Raw genomic sequence first — 15,131 nt, 5'->3', positions numbered from 1 at the left:
GGCCGTCAGGCCCGGCTCAGTCAGACAGCAGCCGGGTCTTCCTCGACGAGGAGGTTCCGGGTGCGGTTGGAGTCCAGCGCGATGCCGGGGCCCATCGTGGTGCTGAGGGCAGCCTTCTTGATGTAGCGGCCCTTGGCGGCGGACGGCTTCAGACGAAGGATCTCGTCGAGGGCCGCACCGTAGTTCTCGACCAGCTGCTCATCGGTGAAGGAGACCTTGCCGATGATGAAGTGCAGGTTCGAGTGCTTGTCGACGCGGAACTCGATCTTGCCACCCTTGATCTCGGTGACAGCCTTCGCGACGTCCATCGTGACGGTGCCGGTCTTCGGGTTCGGCATCAGGCCACGGGGACCGAGCACGCGGCCGAGGCGGCCGACCTTGCCCATGAGGTCCGGGGTGGACACAACGGCGTCGAACTCGTTCAGGCGGTTGCCCTTGGCGATCTCGTTGATGAGCTCGTCGTCGCCGACAATGTCGGCGCCGGCGGCTTCCGCGGCCGCTGCACGGTCACCGGTCGCGAAGACCAGGACCCGGGCGGTCTTGCCGGTGCCGTGCGGGAGGTTCACGGTGCCGCGGACCATCTGGTCGGCCTTGCGCGGGTCTACACCCAGGCGGAAGGCGACCTCGACGGTGCTGTCGAACTTGGTCGCGGAGGTCTCCTTGGCGAGACGGACGGCCTCGAGCGGGGCGTACTGCTTCTCCCGGTCGACCTTGGCGTCCGCAGCGCGGAGAGTCTTGCTGCGCTTCACTTCTGCTCCTGTGTTGTGATCAGGCATGGAGTCGTGGTGCGGACCAGCGCTTGGCCCTACCACTGTCGTGCTGGGTGGCTGAATCAGCCTTCGACGGTGACGCCCATCGAACGCGCGGTGCCGGCGATGATCTTCATCGCGGCGTCGACGTCGTTGGCGTTCAGGTCGGGCATCTTCAGCTCGGCGATCTCGCGGACCTGGGCGCCGGAAAGCTTGGCGACCTTGGTCTTGTGCGGCTCGCCGGAGCCCTTCTCGATGCCTGCGGCCTTCAGGATGAGGCGCGCGGCCGGCGGAGTCTTGGTGATGAAGGTGAAGGAGCGGTCGTCGTAGACCGTGATCTCCACCGGCACGACCATGCCACGCTGCGACTCGGTCGCGGCGTTGTAGGCCTTGCAGAACTCCATGATGTTGACGCCGTGCTGACCGAGCGCGGGGCCGACCGGCGGAGCCGGGTTGGCCGCACCGGCCTTGATCTGGAGCTTGATAAGCCCCGTGATCTTCTTCTTCTTGGGAGGCATTGCTCTCTCCGGGTCCTAGTGAGAGTTTTTCGCCGCCAATCCGGTCATCCGGATGGAGGCATACCGCACCACGATAACGGGTATCGGCGCGGGGCTAAAAACCGAGCAGGTCAGACCGCCCGCAAGGGGGCAATCTGACCTGTCCGGAAGCGTGTGCCAGAAGGCTGTGGATCAGTTCTTCTGGATCTGGTCGAAGCTCAGCTCGACCGGGGTCTCGCGGCCGAAGATCTCGACGAGACCCTTGACCTTCTTCGAGTCCGGGTTGATCTCGTTGATGGTCGCCTGCAGCGTCGCGAACGGGCCGTCGGTGACGGTGACCGAGTCGCCGACCTCGAAGTCCAGGACCTCGATGGTGCGCTTGACGGAGGGCGCGGGCAGGCCGGCCTCTTCCGCAGCGAGCTTGGCGGCCTTCTCCTGAGCCTCGGGAGCGAGCATCTTGACGATCTCGTCCAGGGTCAGCGGGTACGGGTCGTACGCGTTGCCCACGAAGCCGGTGACGCCGGGGGTGTTGCGGACGACGCCCCAGGACTCGTTCGTCAGGTCCATGCGGACGAGAACGTAACCGGGCAGCTTGTTCTGCCGGACGTTCTTGCGCTCGCCGTTCTTGATCTGGACGATCTCTTCCTCGGGCACCTCGGCCGAGTAGATGAAGTCCTCGACGTTGAGCGAGACGGCGCGCTGCTCGAGGTTCGCCTTCACGCGCTTCTCGTAGCCGGCGTAGGTGTGGATGACGTACCACTCGCCCGGCAGGCTGCGCAGTTCCTCGCGCAGGGCCTGGATCGGGTCGACGGGCTCGGCGTCCTCGACGGGGGCGGCCTCCTCGGCCTCCTCCGCGTCCTCGTCGGCCTCTTCGGCCTCTTCGGCCTCTTCGTCAGCAGCGTCCGCGTCTTCGCCGGCCTCGGAGTCCTCGTCGGCCTCTTCGTCGGCGTCGCCCTCGTCCTCGACGTCGCCCTCGTCGGTGTCAGCCTCGACGTGCGCGGCCTCGATGTGCATCGCGGCGGTCTCGGCGGCGACACCTGCCTGGGCTTCGTCGGCGAGCTCGACTTCGTCGCGGTCCGCGTCCGCCGCCTCGACGATGTCGAGCGCGTCCTCGACGGACTCGACGGAGTCGGGGCTCGCGTTCAGGTTCGGGTCAGACACGGTGGCTGCTTCTTCCTGGATACAAAAGGTGGTCGAACATGCGAAAACGGGCGGCAGCCATCAAGGCGCCGCCCTCCGCGGGGATCAGCCGAAGACGAACTTGGTGGCTTCCTGGAACCCATAGTCAATCACGGTCACCAGACCGATCATGATGACGACGAACACGATCACCACGGTGGTGTACGTCGACAGCTGGTTACGGGTGGGCCAGACAACCTTGCGGAGTTCCGCGACGATCTGACGGTAGAAGAGCGCGAGACGGCCGAGAGGGCCCTTCTTGCCGCGCTTGCCGCCCTTGCGGGCCTTCTTCTCGCGAGTGTCGTCCTCGGCGTCAGGCATGTCGATGGAGCCCAGGGCGTCCGTCACGTCTCTCACCTGAATCCGGGTCGTGGCCGTAGCCGCGCCCGGTTGCGCCGCACGGCACTACATCGAAATACGTACCTGCGCACACGTCCGAGAAGGAGTGTGGAGCAGGGCCGGAGGGACTTGAACCCCCAACCGCTGGTTTTGGAGACCAGTGCTCTACCAATTGAGCTACGACCCTTTGCGTCCCCCAACCTACCGCATCCAGATGAGTGCACGGAGTGCTCACGCTCTGCAGCGTTTGGCGAGGGCCAACGACGGTTGAGTGTACGTGGTCCGGGCCCTGACGTCGAACAGCATCGGCGGCGGGCCCCGCGTCCGGTAACTGAAACGGCGTGCGGCGCTTCTTCGGCGTCTGGGACGATTGCCCGCATGACCTCTGAAACGCCTTCCGCCGAGCGCCGCGTATCCGCCCGTATCGGTGCCATCTCCGAGTCCGCCACCCTTGCCGTGGACGCCAAGGCCAAGGCCCTCAAGGCCGCCGGGCGCCCGGTGATCGGTTTCGGCGCGGGCGAGCCCGACTTCCCGACGCCGGACTACATCGTCGAGGCCGCGGTCGAGGCCTGCCGCAACCCGAAGTACCACCGCTACACCCCGGCCGGCGGGCTGCCCGAGCTGAAGGCCGCCATCGCCGCGAAGACGCTGCGCGACTCCGGCTACGAGGTCGACGCCTCCCAGGTGCTGGTCACCAACGGTGGCAAGCAGGCGATCTACGAGGCCTTCGCGGCCATCCTGGACCCGGGTGACGAGGTCATCGTCCCGGCTCCGTACTGGACCACGTACCCGGAGTCGATCCGTCTCGCCGGCGGTGTCCCGGTCGAGGTCGTCGCCGACGAGACCACCGGTTACCGGGTCTCCGTCGAGCAGCTCGAAGCGGCGCGCACCGAGCGCACGAAGGTCGTCCTCTTCGTCTCCCCCTCGAACCCGACCGGCGCCGTGTACTCGGAGGCCGACGCCGAGGCCATCGGCCGCTGGGCCGTGGAGCACGGCCTGTGGGTCCTGACCGACGAGATCTACGAGCACCTCGTCTACGGCGACGCGAAGTTCGTCTCGCTCCCGGCGATCGTTCCCGAGCTGGCCGACAAGTGCATCATCGTCAACGGCGTCGCCAAGACGTACGCGATGACCGGCTGGCGCGTGGGCTGGATCGTCGGCCCGAAGGACGTGGTCAAGGCCGCGACCAACCTCCAGTCGCACGCCACCTCCAACGTCTCCAACGTGGCCCAGGTCGCGGCGCTGGCCGCCGTCTCCGGCAACCTGGACGCCGTGCACGAGATGCGCACCGCCTTCGACCGCCGCCGCCAGACGATGGTGCGGATGCTCAACGAGATCGACGGCGTGTTCTGCCCGACCCCCGAGGGCGCGTTCTACGTGTACCCGGCGGTCAAGGACCTGATCGGCAAGGAGATCCGCGGCAAGCGCCCGCAGAGCTCCGCCGAGCTGGCCACCCTGATCCTGGACGAGGCCGAGGTCGCGGTAGTCCCCGGCGAGGCCTTCGGCACCCCCGGCTACCTGCGCCTCTCCTACGCCCTGGGCGACGAGGACCTGGTCGAGGGCGTCTCCCGCATCCAGAAGCTCCTGGCGGAGGCCAAGGCCTAGGCCTAGGTCGGCCCGCAGCAAGGTCCGAGCGGCGGTTCCCCACCGGGGGAGCCGCCGCTCGGCCGTTCCTGGGGCTCCGCCCCAGACCCCGCGCCTCAAACGCCGGCGAGGCTGGGTTTGCTGATGCCGTCCGCCTGGCGGGGCTGGATTGCCCGCAGGGCAAATCCAGCCCCGCCGGCGTTTGAGGCGCGGGTCCGGGCAGCGCCCGGGAGGCCCCGCGCAGCGGCACCCGCAGGCACGCCGGCTCCGCTCATGCGTTCGCGCAAGCCCCCGATCGGTAAAACCCCCTCCCGCCGAGCGCAGCGGTGCGGCAGGATCAACCGATGGAGCACGTACGAGATCTCACGCTTCTCCCCAAGGCCCACCTCCACCTGCACTTCACCGGCTCGATGCGGCCGTCGACCCTGCTGGAGCTGGCCGACAAGTACGGCGTCCGGCTGCCCGACGCCCTGACCGGCGGCGAGCCGCCCAAGCTCCGCGCCACCGACGAGCGCGGCTGGTTCCGCTTCCAGCGGCTCTACGACGCCGCCCGCTCCTGCCTGCGTGAGCCCGACGACATCCGCCGCCTGGTCCGCGAGGCCGCGCAGGAGGACGTGCGGGACGGCAGCGGGTGGCTGGAGATCCAGGTCGATCCCACCTCCTACGCCCCCCTCCTCGGCGGGATGATCCCGGCCGTCGAGATCATCCTCGACGCCGTCGACTCCGCCTCCCGCGAGACCGGACTCGGCATGCGGGTCGTCATCGCCGCCAACCGCATGAAGCACCCGCTCGACGCCCGGACCCTGGCCCGGCTCGCCGTCCGCTACGCCGACCGCGGCATCGTCGGCTTCGGCCTCTCCAACGACGAGCGCCGCGGCATGGCCCGCGACTTCGACCGGGCCTTCGCCATCGCCCGCGAGGGCGGCCTGCTCGCCGCCCCGCACGGGGGCGAGCTGAGCGGACCGTCCTCCATCCGCGACTGCATCGACGATCTGCACGCGGCCCGCATCGGGCACGGGGTCCGGGCCGCAGAGGACCCGCGGCTCCTCCAGCGGCTCGCCGACCGGCAGATCACCTGCGAGGTCTGCCCGGCGTCCAACGTGGCCCTCGGGGTCTACGAGCGCCACGAGGACGTCCCGCTGCGCACCCTCTTCGAGGCGGGGGTCCCGTTGGCCCTGGGCGCGGACGACCCGCTGCTGTTCGGCTCCCGGCTCGCGGCCCAGTACGAGATCGCCCGCCGCCACCACGGCTTCACGGACGCGGAGCTCGCCGAGCTGGCCCGTCAGTCGGTGCGCGGTTCGGCCGCGCCCGCCGACGTACAGGAGAAGCTGCTGACCGGGATCGACCACTGGCTGGTCTCCTGAGCCCGGGGCCGAAGCTCATTTCATGAGGCGCAGATCGCCCTCGTGGCAGTCGGCGCGTACCCGGGCGCCGTCGGGGAAGCCGATCTCCAGGTGGGTGCGGCCCTGGGCGGGCAGCGCGTACTCGGCCACCGATTCGACGGTGTCGCCCAGGTGGCGCAGGAAGGGGTGGTCGCCGAGGTCCTCGCCGACCTCGATGCGGCCCCACTCCCCCATGTCGCAGGCCTCGTGCGGGGCGACGGATTCCACGATGAGGCAGGCGTCGGACCCGGTGGTGATCCGGGTGGACTCGCCCGCGCTGTCGAGGAGCCAGACGTCGAGGGGCGCTTCGGAGCGTTCGCCGTCGCTGATGTGCCAGGACGCGACGATTCTTCTGATCGTGCGTCCCACCAGCCGGGTGGGGTCCGTACCGGCCCCGTGCAGGGGACAGAGCATGGGCGGCCGGGACTCCTCAGATGCTGACGCCGACCGTCACCGGCTCGTTGACCAGGGTGACGCCGAAGGCCGCGTGGACGCCCGCGACGACCTCGCGGGCCAGTGCCAGGAGGTCTTCGGTGGTGGCCTCGCCGCGGTTGGTGAGGGCGAGGGTGTGCTTGGTGGAGATGCGGGCGGGGCCGTCGCCGTAGCCCTTGGTGAAGCCGGCCTTGTCGATCAGCCAGGCCGCGCTGGTCTTCGTACGGCCTTCGCCGGCCGGGTAGGCGGGCGGGGCGGTGTCGGGGCCGAGCCGCTCCTGCGCGCGGGCGAGGAAGGCGGCGTACGCCTCGTCGCCGAGGATCGGGTTGTGGAAGAAGGAGCCGGCCGACCAGGTGTCGTGGTCGGCGGGGTCCAGGACCATGCCCTTGCTGGCGCGCAGCCGCAGGACGGTCTCGCGGGCCTGCGCCGCGGGCACCCGGTCTCCGGCCTCGACGCCGAGGGCGCGGGCGGTTTCCGGGTACTTGACCGGCGCGGACAGCCCGCCCGCGTCCTCCAGGGCGAAGCGCACGCGCAGGACGACGTACCGGTCGGGCTGGTGCTTGAAGAGGCTGTCGCGGTACGAGAACGCGCACTCGGCGGCCGACAGCGTGACCGTCTCGCCGCTCGTGCGGTCGTAGGCGACGACCTCGGTGATCGTGTCGCAGACCTCCTGGCCGTACGCCCCGACGTTCTGGATCGGGGTGGCGCCGGCCGAGCCGGGGATCCCGGCGAGGCATTCGACGCCCGCCAGCCCCGCTGCCACGGTCCGGGCGACGGCCTCGCTCCAGTTCTCGCCGGCGGCCAGCTCCAGGCGGGTGCCGTCGAGGGCGAACCCGGTGGTCGCGATGCGCAGGGCGGTGCCGTCGAAGCCGTGGTCGCCGATGACCAGGTTGCTGCCGCCTCCGATGATCAGGAGCGGGGTGCCGCTCTCGTCCGCGGCGCGCACGGTGGCGACGACCTCGGCGTCGGTGGTCGCGGTGACCAGCCGGGCGGCGGGGCCGCCGAGGCGGAAGGTGGTCAGCGGGGCGAGGGGGGCATCGTGGAGTTCCTGCACGTGGACAAGAGTACGGTCCGCGTCCCCCCAACCGGGCGGGGCCACGGACCGCGATCGCGCCACGGGCGCCGGACCCGTCAGACGGCCGCCTTCTGGAGGGCGGGAGCGTCGGCCCCGGAGGTCGCCCGGCCCGCCGTCGCGCGGGCCTTCTCCTTGTCCCGGCCGGGGAGCAGCAGCGCCAGGGCGGCGGCCACGGCGACGACCGCGGCGCCGATCCACAGGGCGGGGACGGTTCCGTCGGTGAAGGACTGGCCGGTCTCGTAGCCGCCCCGGGCGGAGAAGACGGAGGCCAGGACGGCGACACCGAGGGCTCCGCCGACCTCGCGCAGTGCGCTGTTGGCTCCGGCGGCCTTGCCCTGGTCGGCGGGGGCGACGGTGGACATGAGGGCGTTGGAGGCGGGGGCGAAGTAGAGGCCCATGCCGATGCCGCTGATGATCAGGGCCGGCAGCTGGGCGGCGTAGGAGACGTCGGTGCTCAGGATCATGGCGAACCAGCCGAGGCCGATCGCCTGGAGGGCCAGCCCGGCGGCGACGACGGGGCGGCTGCCGATCCGGTCGGAGAGGATTCCGGAGATCGGCGCGACGATCATGGGCATGCCGGTCCAGGGGAGCATGCGCAGCCCGGCTTCGGTGGGCGAGTAGCCGACGACTCCCTGGAGGAACTGGCTCAGCAGGAAGATCGAGCCGAACATCCCGACGAACATCAGCAGGCTGGCCATGTTGATGCCGAAGAAGCCCCGGTCGCGGAAGAGCCGCATGGGCAGCACGGGGTTGGCGGCGGCGAACCCGTAGCGGATGAACGCGCCCACCAGGACCACGCCGAGGATCAGCGCGGCGAGGACGGGGCGGCTGGTCCAGCCGTGCGCGTTGGCGTTGACCAGTCCGTAGACGATGCCGAAGAGCCCACCGCTGATCAGGAGCGTGCCGGGAACGTCGAGCTTCGCCTTCGGGGCGGTCGACTCGGCGAGCCGCAGCCGGGCGAGCGGGATCAGGGCCAGCCCGATCGGGACGTTCAGCCAGAAGATCCACTGCCAGGAGATGTGCTCGGTGAGGCTGCCGCCGATGAGGGGTCCGCTGGCGACGGCCAGGCCGCTGAGGGCTCCGTAGATCCCCAGGGCCATGCCGCGGCGGGCCGCGGGCACGGCGACGGTGAGCAGGGTGAGCGAGAGCGGCATCATGACCGCCGCGCCCACTCCCTGGACCGCGCGTGCGGCGATGAGCTCGTTGATGCCGGGCGAGAGCGCCGCCGCGGCGGAGGCGCCGGTGAAGACGACCATGCCGGCGATGAAGAGCCTGCGCCGTCCGAACCGGTCACCGAGGGCCGCCCCGAACATGAGGAGGACGGCGAAGGTGAGCGTGTACGCGTTCACCGTCCACTCCAGGTCCTCCAGCTTCCCGCCGAGATCGGCGCGGATGACGGGGAGCGCGGTGGTGACGACGAGGTTGTCGAGCGCTGCCATGAAGCCGGCGGCTCCGGTGATCACGAGGGCCCATATCGCGGGCCCCCGCAGCTTGGTGTCGGTGTCGGGCATGACTCCCCCAAAACTAGTTATTACTCACTAACTTCACAGGACAGGGCTTGGCCTGGGCCTGGGCCTACGGGGACCCGGTCGGGCCCACTCGGGCCCGCTCGGATCCACTCGGGCCTACGAGGACCTACTCGGGCCGGACGCCGGGATAGCAGCCATCCCACACCCGGTGGCCGGGCGGGAATCCCATGGCCACCTGGACGCTGATCAGCATCCCGAAGGCCAGGAACGTGGTGGTCTCCTTCGCGTCCGCCCCGAGCGGCACGTGCAGGGTGTCCCACAGCTCCATCCAGGCGGCGCGCACCATCTCCCCGAAGGCCGGTTCCCCGGCGGCTTCGGCGGCGGAGACGGTCACGTACGTCTGGAGCTGCATCTGCAGCTTCTCCGGATGCTCGGCGATCAGCTGCATGTACGCGGCCCCCATCGCCTCGACCATCCCCTCGCTGTCGCCTTCGTGGGCCTTGGCGGCCCCCTCGACGACGTGCCGGATGTCCTCCATGCAGCGGGTGGCGGCGGCGAGGAAGATCGCCTGCTTGTTGGGGAAGAGCCGGAACAGGTAGGGCTGCGAGACCCCGACCCGCTTGGCGATCGCCTCGGTGGAGGTCCCGTAGTACCCACCCCGGGCGAACTCGCTCATCGCCGCCCGGATGACACTCTCGCGCCGCTCTTCCGCACTCATCCTTGCCATGGTTCGAAGTTAGTGGCCAATCACTAACTTGGCAAGACCGGGGGGTGGGGGGAAACGACGAGGCGGGAGACGGAGGGGCGGAGAGGCCGGGAGACAGCGAGGCGGGCAGACACGATCGTCTGCCCGCCCTCGCCATAGACCCGTAGGCCCGTAGGCCCGTAAGCCCGTAGGCCCGTAAGCCCGTAGCCCCGTAGCCCCGTAGCCCCGTAGGCCGATGGGCCCGGCCGGCCGCTACGCCAGCGCGACCACCGCGCGGGACATCCCCAGGACCTTCTGCCCGGCGCTCATCGCCGTCAGGTCGACCCGGACCCGGTTGTCGTCGAGCTTCGCCGCGACCTTCGCCGTGACCTCGATCAGTGCGCCCTGGCCGTCGTTCGGGACGACGACCGGCTTCGTGAACCGCACCCCGTACTCCACGACGGCGCCCGGGTCGCCCACCCAGTCCGTGACCACGCGGATCGCCTCGGCCATGGTGAACATGCCGTGCGCGATCACGTCCGGCAGCCCGACCTCGGTGGCGAACTTCTCGTTCCAGTGGATCGGGTTGAAGTCACCCGACGCACCCGCGTACTGGACCAGCGTGGCCCGCGTCACGGGGAAGGAGGCCGCCGGCAGCTCGGTGCCGACCTCGACCTCGTCGTACTGGATCTGCGCAGCCATCTCAGACCTCCTCGGTGGCGGTGGCGGCGGGCTCGGCCTCGGGCTCCGGGGCACGGGAGACGAGCTTCGTCCAGGCCGTCACCACGTGCTCGCCGTTCTCGTCGTGGACCTCGCCGCGGATGTCGATGATGTCGTTGCCCGCGAGCACCTTCACCGACTCGATGGTCGAGGTCACCGTCAGCCGGTCACCGGCCCGCACGGGCCGCGCGTACGCGAAGTTCTGGTCGCGGTGCACGACGCGGCTGTAGTCCAGTCCCAGCTGCGGGTCCTCGACGACCTGGCTCGCCGCCGCGAAAGTGATGGCAAACACAAAGGTCGGCGGGGCGATCACGTCCAGGTGACCGAAGGCCTTGGCGGCATCGGGATCGGTGTAGACGGGATTGGTGTCACCCACCGCTACCGCGAATTCGCGGATCTTCTCCCGGCCGACCTCGTACGGATCGGTGGGCGGGTAGCTCCGCCCCACGAAGGACTGGTCGAGCGCCATGACCCACTACCTCCTAGTGAAACGACACGAGGCCGCCCCCCAAATGAAGGGGACGACCTCGTGACGGTGCCTGTTAAACGAGACTTCGCTGGGGTCAGCGGGTCTCGCGGTGCGCGGTGTGCGAGTTGCAACGCGGGCAGTGCTTCTTCATCTCAAGACGGTCCGGGTTGTTACGCCGGTTCTTCTTGGTGATGTAGTTCCGCTCCTTGCACTCCACGCAGGCCAGCGTGATCTTCGGGCGGACGTCGGTGGCAGCCACGTGAGTGCTCCTTGACGGACATTAGGGACGGATGAACGCATAAAAGAGTAGCCGATCGGGAGACCGACCCCGCAATCGGCTACTGTGTGTAGCGGCGACCGGACTTGAACCGGTGACACAGCGATTATGAGCCGCTTGCTCTACCGACTGAGCTACGCCGCTTTGATGAGATCCGCTCCCCACCCGAGGGTGGGGAACCTCTCTCACCAGAGCCCCAATGCGGAATCGAACCGCAGACCTTCTCCTTACCATGGAGACGCTCTACCGACTGAGCTATTGGGGCGAGCGAGGAAGACATTACACGGTGGTCCGCCGATCGCCCAAATCCTTTGCGGGGCCTGGCCTCGGAGCACTTGCGCCGAGTTTCTTGATCGGCCCGAAACGCCTTCCCGGAGCCCCCGGAGACGCTTTTCGCCCCGAAAAGTGTCCGGCGTCACATCGCGGTCGCATCACGGGCTCATCACGGTCACCCCACGGGCACACCGGTACGACTATTGCCCTCTTCCGCGAAGCGGGCACCCCCGCCCCCTAGGCTCTGAGCACGCTGCGTGATCTTGGGCCGCGAGGCTGCGGCCACGGGCCCAGGAACCGCCCGAGCCACCGCAGGAGCGCGATGTCCGACAGCCAGCCGCAGCAGCAGCCGTCCCACTCCTCGCGGGGCGGCTCGACCGGCGACGGGAGCCCCGCGTCGGCGGCCGAGTCCACCACCCTCCTCCTCACCGGAGCCCGCCTCACCGACGGCCGCACCGTCGACGTCCGCCTCTGCGGCAGCCGGATCCAGGCCGTGGGCACCGCCGGCAGCCTGCCCGCCGCCGCGGGCTCCCGCGTCGACCTCGGCGGCTACCTCCTGCTCCCCGCCCCCGCCGAACCGCACGCCCACGGGGACACCGCCCTGACCGCCGACAGCGAAGGGCCCGTCTCCTACGCCCCCGACGAGGTCCAACGCCGCGCCACCGAGGCCGCGCTCCTCCAGCTCGGCCACGGAGCCACGGCCGTACGGTCCCACGTGCGCATCGGCGACGTGCACGGGATCGGCCCCATGGAAGCCGTGCTCCAGGCCCGGCGGTCCCTGCGCGGGCTCACCGACCTCACCACGGTCGCCGTGCCCCGGCTGCTGACCGGGGTGGCCGGGGCCGACGGACTCGCCATGCTGCGGGACGCCGTGAAGATGGGTGCCTCCGTCATCGGCGGCTGCCCCGACCTCGACCCCGACCCGACGGGCTTCCTCGAAGCCGTACTGGAGCTGGCGGCCGAGCACGGCTGCCCCGTGGACCTGCACACCGACGGGGACGACCCCGCCCGCCTGTCCCGGCTCGCGGCGATGGCCGGCGGGCTGCGGCCGGGCGTCTCCATCGGCCCCTGCGGCGGCCTGTCCCGGCTCCCGCTGGACGTGGCGCACCGGGCCGCCGACCAGCTGGCCGCGGCCGGAGTACGGGTCACCTGCCTGCCGCAGGGCGATTGCGCGGCCCTGGAACGCCGCGGCCTGCGCACCGCCCCCGTCCGGCTGCTGCGCAGCGCCGGGGTCCGCGTCGCGGCCGGCAGCGGGGCGCTGCGGGACACCGGCAACCCGGTCGGCCGCGGGGACCCGCTCGAAGCCGCGTACCTCCTGGCCTCCCAGGGCGGGCTCCGCGCCGCCGAGGCCTACCACTCGGTCAGCGCGGCTGCCCGCGAGGCGATGGGGCTGCCGGAGGTGCGGGTGGAGGCCGGTTTCCCCGCCGAGCTGCTCGCGGTGCGCGGGGACCGGATCGCGAGCGTGCTCTCGCTCGCGTACAGCCGGATCGTGATCCACCGCGGCCGGGTGGTAGCCCGGACGAGTGCCGTACGGGAGTACTGCGACTCCGCCGTCGCAGTGGCCCTGGACCTGCCCCGGCAGGGCCGTATGGAGCCCGGTCCCTGAGCGTTCACCGCATGTTCCCGGGCGCCCCGGCCCGGCTCGTCGTACGGTCGGGACATGCGCATCGTCATCGCGGGTGGACACGGTCAGATCGCGCTGCGGCTGGAGCGCCTGCTCGCCGCGCGCGGGTACGAGGTCGCGGGCATCATCCGCGACCCGGCACAGGGCGACGACCTCAGGGAGGCGGGCGCCGAACCGGTGCTGTGCGACCTGGAATCGGCGTCGGTCGAACATGTGGCGGGCATCCTTCAGGGCGCGGACGCCGCGGTGTTCGCGGCCGGCGCGGGTCCCGGCAGCGGAGCCGGACGAAAGGACACGGTGGACCGGGGCGCGGCGGTGCTCTTCGCGGACGCGGCCGAACGGGCCCGGGTACGCCGCTTCCTGATGGTCTCTTCGATGGGCGCGGACCCGCGCCGCGAGGGCGACGAGGTCTTCGACGCCTACCTCCGTGCCAAGGGCGAGGCCGACGAACACCTCCGCACCCGTCTGGGCCTGGAGTGGACGGTCCTGCGCCCCGGGGCGCTGATCGACGACGCGGGTACGGGACTGGTCCGCCTGGAGGCCGGGACGGGGCGCGGGCCGATCCCGCGCGACGACGTGGCGGCGGTGCTGGCGGAGCTGATCGAGACCCCCGCGACCGCCGGCCTCACCCTGGAACTGATCTCCGGCTCCACCCCGGTCGCGGTGGCGGTCAAGGACGTCGCGGGCAACTGACCGACCCCGGGACCCCGGCCGGGCCCGGCCGGCCGGTCTCCGGCCGGCCAGGGGCCCGGCCGGTCGGAACCCGCCGCGTCAAAAGTCGGCTGCGTCAGAAGTCGGCCGTCACCTGATCGTCGGACCGCCCCACCGAATCCTGCTGGAACCGCTTCTCGTATGCCTTGCGGATCCGCTCGATGCGCTCGCCGCGCTCGTCGGCCTCCTTCTCCGGATACAGCAGCACCACCTCGTACGAGGTCTCGCGGATGACCTTCCCGTCCCGCTGCCACTGGCCCCGCCCGTCCTGGAGGGTGAGCCCCTCGGGGAAGGCGGGGGTGATCTCCCGGTCGAGGAAGCCCATGAACTCCCGCTCCCCGACCGGCGGCCGTCCGTCCGGCCTCTCGGTGCCGAAGTAGAGCCGGGTCTCCTGGTAGGGATTGCCCACGTTGCTGTGCAGCGCGGCCCCGACCAGAGCCGGGATCCCGGCCCCGAGCAGGGCGAGAAGCACCCCGCCGCCGACCTTTCCGCGCGTGTCAGAAGTAAATTTCACCCCCGGAGAACGACGCGATCCGCCATCGGTGCGCCTCATCCCCCCGATCGGCTCACACCCCGGCCACGACGGCTCGGCCGTCCGCTCGGGACGACCGGCGTGGCCGGTCGGACCTGACCCGTTTTCCGGGGAACGAGAAAGCCCCCGTATCGCGTTTCCGCAATACGGGGGCTCCACTCGCGTGGCGGCGCCAGGGTTCGAACCTGGGTAGGCTGAGCCGGCAGATTTACAGTCTGCTCCCTTTGGCCACTCGGGCACACCGCCAAGAGACGTTGCCATTATTTCCGCCTTGCGGCGGCGCTCCCTGGCAACGACGTAAACGATACCTGATGACCGGGGGTGCTTCGCCACCGGATTGATCAGCACCTCACCTGGGTGCGGTGGCTAGGCTTTGCCGAGCGGGCCGGGGATGTCCGGCCGCGCCCTTCGGGGCAGTCACAGCCGACTTCAAGGAGCCACAGCACATGGCCGACTCCAGTTTCGACATCGTCTCGAAGGTCGAGCGGCAGGAGGTCGACAACGCCCTCAACCAGGCCGCCAAGGAACTCTCGCAGCGCTACGACTTCAAGGGCACCGGCGCCACCATCGCCTGGTCCGGCGAGAAGATCCTGATGGAGGCCAACTCCGAGGAGCGCGTCAAGGCCGTCCTGGACGTCTTCGAGACCAAGCTGGTCAAGCGCGGGATCTCCCTCAAGGCGCTCGACGCCGGTGAGCCGCAGCTGTCCGGCAAGGAGTACAAGATCTTCGCGACGATCGAGGAAGGCATCTCCCAGGAGAACGCCAAGAAGGTCGCGAAGATCATCCGGGACGAGGGTCCCAAGGGCGTCAAGGCCCAGGTCCAGGGCGAGGAGCTGCGTGTCAGTTCCAAGAGCCGCGACGACCTCCAGGAGGTCCAGGCGCTCGTCAAGGGCAAGGATCTGGACTTCGCGATCCAGTTCGTCAACTACCGCTGAGCACCGACTCCCGTCTGCGATCAGCCCGTACGCCGGCCCGGCGGTCCTTCGAGGACCGCCGGGCCGCGGCGTTCGCGGGGTGAGGGCGCCCGGTGGGTGTGTGCCGGGCGTGAGCGGCGTACGCGCCTGCGCGGCCCCCCGTGGGCACTTGGGCAACATCGGGTGCGCCCGTCACGCTGAGGTGAATCCAGCACCGCCG

The 15,131-nt window shown here is 70.2% G+C and carries 17 protein-coding genes and 4 tRNA genes; 5 read left to right on the top strand and 16 right to left on the bottom strand.

The window, feature by feature from the left end; translation table 11 throughout:
• Window positions 1-20 precede the first annotated feature (20 nt).
• The 5 genes from rplA to OG490_RS22290 all read right to left on the bottom strand — a co-directional run bounded on the left by rplA (window position 21) and on the right by OG490_RS22290 (window position 2,951).
• On the bottom strand, window positions 21-749 hold the full coding sequence (gene rplA, locus OG490_RS22310) for a 50S ribosomal protein L1 (RefSeq protein WP_330298066.1): 729 nt from the start codon (window positions 747-749) through the stop codon (window positions 21-23).
• A gap of 83 nt (window positions 750-832) precedes the next feature.
• Window positions 833-1,267, bottom strand: a complete 435-nt coding sequence (gene rplK, locus OG490_RS22305) for a 50S ribosomal protein L11 (protein ID WP_266905484.1) — start codon at window positions 1,265-1,267, stop codon at window positions 833-835.
• 171 nt (window positions 1,268-1,438) lie between these two features.
• On the bottom strand, window positions 1,439-2,407 hold the full coding sequence (gene nusG / locus OG490_RS22300; RefSeq protein WP_330298065.1) for a transcription termination/antitermination protein NusG: 969 nt from the start codon (window positions 2,405-2,407) through the stop codon (window positions 1,439-1,441).
• An 84-nt stretch (window positions 2,408-2,491) separates the two neighbouring features.
• A complete protein-coding gene (gene secE / locus OG490_RS22295; RefSeq protein WP_330298064.1) occupies window positions 2,492-2,773 on the bottom strand; it encodes a preprotein translocase subunit SecE in 282 nt (93 codons plus the stop codon).
• Window positions 2,774-2,878: 105 nt separating this feature from the next.
• A tRNA-Trp gene (locus OG490_RS22290) sits at window positions 2,879-2,951 on the bottom strand.
• Between the two features lie 191 nt (window positions 2,952-3,142).
• On the opposite strand from OG490_RS22290, the gene OG490_RS22285 reads away from it, so the two are divergent.
• Together OG490_RS22285 and OG490_RS22280 are read left to right on the top strand one after the other, a co-directional pair.
• On the top strand, window positions 3,143-4,369 hold the full coding sequence (locus tag OG490_RS22285; protein WP_330298063.1) for a pyridoxal phosphate-dependent aminotransferase: 1,227 nt from the start codon (window positions 3,143-3,145) through the stop codon (window positions 4,367-4,369).
• A gap of 323 nt (window positions 4,370-4,692) precedes the next feature.
• Window positions 4,693-5,712, top strand: a complete 1,020-nt coding sequence (locus OG490_RS22280) for an adenosine deaminase (protein WP_330298062.1) — start codon at window positions 4,693-4,695, stop codon at window positions 5,710-5,712.
• Between the two features lie 15 nt (window positions 5,713-5,727).
• Here OG490_RS22280 and OG490_RS22275 read toward each other — a convergent pair whose 3' ends face one another.
• The 9 genes from OG490_RS22275 to OG490_RS22235 all read right to left on the bottom strand — a co-directional run bounded on the left by OG490_RS22275 (window position 5,728) and on the right by OG490_RS22235 (window position 11,122).
• Window positions 5,728-6,144: a hypothetical protein gene (locus OG490_RS22275; protein ID WP_330298061.1), complete on the bottom strand. Its 417-nt coding sequence runs from the start codon at window positions 6,142-6,144 to the stop codon at window positions 5,728-5,730.
• A 16-nt stretch (window positions 6,145-6,160) separates the two neighbouring features.
• Entirely contained in the window at window positions 6,161-7,216 is a 1,056-nt protein-coding gene (locus OG490_RS22270) for a UDP-N-acetylmuramate dehydrogenase (RefSeq protein WP_330298060.1), read from the bottom strand.
• Between the two features lie 77 nt (window positions 7,217-7,293).
• Window positions 7,294-8,748: a DHA2 family efflux MFS transporter permease subunit gene (locus tag OG490_RS22265; RefSeq protein ID WP_330298059.1), complete on the bottom strand. Its 1,455-nt coding sequence runs from the start codon at window positions 8,746-8,748 to the stop codon at window positions 7,294-7,296.
• Between the two features lie 124 nt (window positions 8,749-8,872).
• On the bottom strand, window positions 8,873-9,433 hold the full coding sequence (locus OG490_RS22260) for a TetR/AcrR family transcriptional regulator (protein WP_330298058.1): 561 nt from the start codon (window positions 9,431-9,433) through the stop codon (window positions 8,873-8,875).
• A gap of 231 nt (window positions 9,434-9,664) precedes the next feature.
• Window positions 9,665-10,093 carry a MaoC family dehydratase gene (locus OG490_RS22255; RefSeq protein WP_330298057.1) on the bottom strand — a complete coding sequence of 143 codons (429 nt, stop codon included), beginning with the start codon at window positions 10,091-10,093 and terminating at the stop codon, window positions 9,665-9,667.
• 1 nt (window position 10,094) lies between these two features.
• Window positions 10,095-10,580, bottom strand: coding sequence for a MaoC family dehydratase N-terminal domain-containing protein (locus OG490_RS22250; RefSeq protein ID WP_330298056.1), 486 nt, complete (start codon window positions 10,578-10,580; stop codon window positions 10,095-10,097).
• Between the two features lie 94 nt (window positions 10,581-10,674).
• Entirely contained in the window at window positions 10,675-10,839 is a 165-nt protein-coding gene (gene rpmG / locus OG490_RS22245; protein ID WP_003956487.1) for a 50S ribosomal protein L33, read from the bottom strand.
• An 89-nt stretch (window positions 10,840-10,928) separates the two neighbouring features.
• Window positions 10,929-11,001 (bottom strand) — tRNA-Met (locus OG490_RS22240).
• A gap of 48 nt (window positions 11,002-11,049) precedes the next feature.
• Window positions 11,050-11,122: transfer RNA gene (locus OG490_RS22235), tRNA-Thr, on the bottom strand.
• A 330-nt stretch (window positions 11,123-11,452) separates the two neighbouring features.
• Here OG490_RS22235 and OG490_RS22230 point away from each other — a divergent pair.
• Window positions 11,453-12,736 carry an amidohydrolase family protein gene (locus tag OG490_RS22230; protein ID WP_330298055.1) on the top strand — a complete coding sequence of 428 codons (1,284 nt, stop codon included), beginning with the start codon at window positions 11,453-11,455 and terminating at the stop codon, window positions 12,734-12,736.
• A 54-nt stretch (window positions 12,737-12,790) separates the two neighbouring features.
• Window positions 12,791-13,447, top strand: a complete 657-nt coding sequence (locus tag OG490_RS22225; RefSeq protein ID WP_330298054.1) for an SDR family oxidoreductase — start codon at window positions 12,791-12,793, stop codon at window positions 13,445-13,447.
• A gap of 94 nt (window positions 13,448-13,541) precedes the next feature.
• Here the strand turns inward: OG490_RS22225 and OG490_RS22220 are convergent, their stop codons facing one another.
• Both OG490_RS22220 and OG490_RS22215 read right to left on the bottom strand, forming a co-directional pair.
• Complete coding sequence (locus tag OG490_RS22220; RefSeq protein WP_330298053.1) at window positions 13,542-13,937, bottom strand: DUF3574 domain-containing protein; 396 nt, start codon at window positions 13,935-13,937, stop codon at window positions 13,542-13,544.
• A gap of 224 nt (window positions 13,938-14,161) precedes the next feature.
• Window positions 14,162-14,243, bottom strand: a tRNA-Tyr gene (locus tag OG490_RS22215).
• 200 nt (window positions 14,244-14,443) lie between these two features.
• Here OG490_RS22215 and OG490_RS22210 point away from each other — a divergent pair.
• Window positions 14,444-14,932 (top strand): YajQ family cyclic di-GMP-binding protein, encoded by a 489-nt coding sequence (locus OG490_RS22210; RefSeq protein ID WP_330298052.1) that lies wholly within the window; start codon window positions 14,444-14,446, stop codon window positions 14,930-14,932.
• The last annotated feature ends 199 nt before the right edge of the window (window positions 14,933-15,131 follow it).

The organism is Streptomyces sp. NBC_00503 (assembly GCF_036346895.1).
In the GTDB taxonomy this organism is placed as follows: Bacteria; Actinomycetota; Actinomycetes; order Streptomycetales; family Streptomycetaceae; genus Streptomyces.
This window is presented reverse-complemented; position numbering and strand designations above follow the sequence as displayed.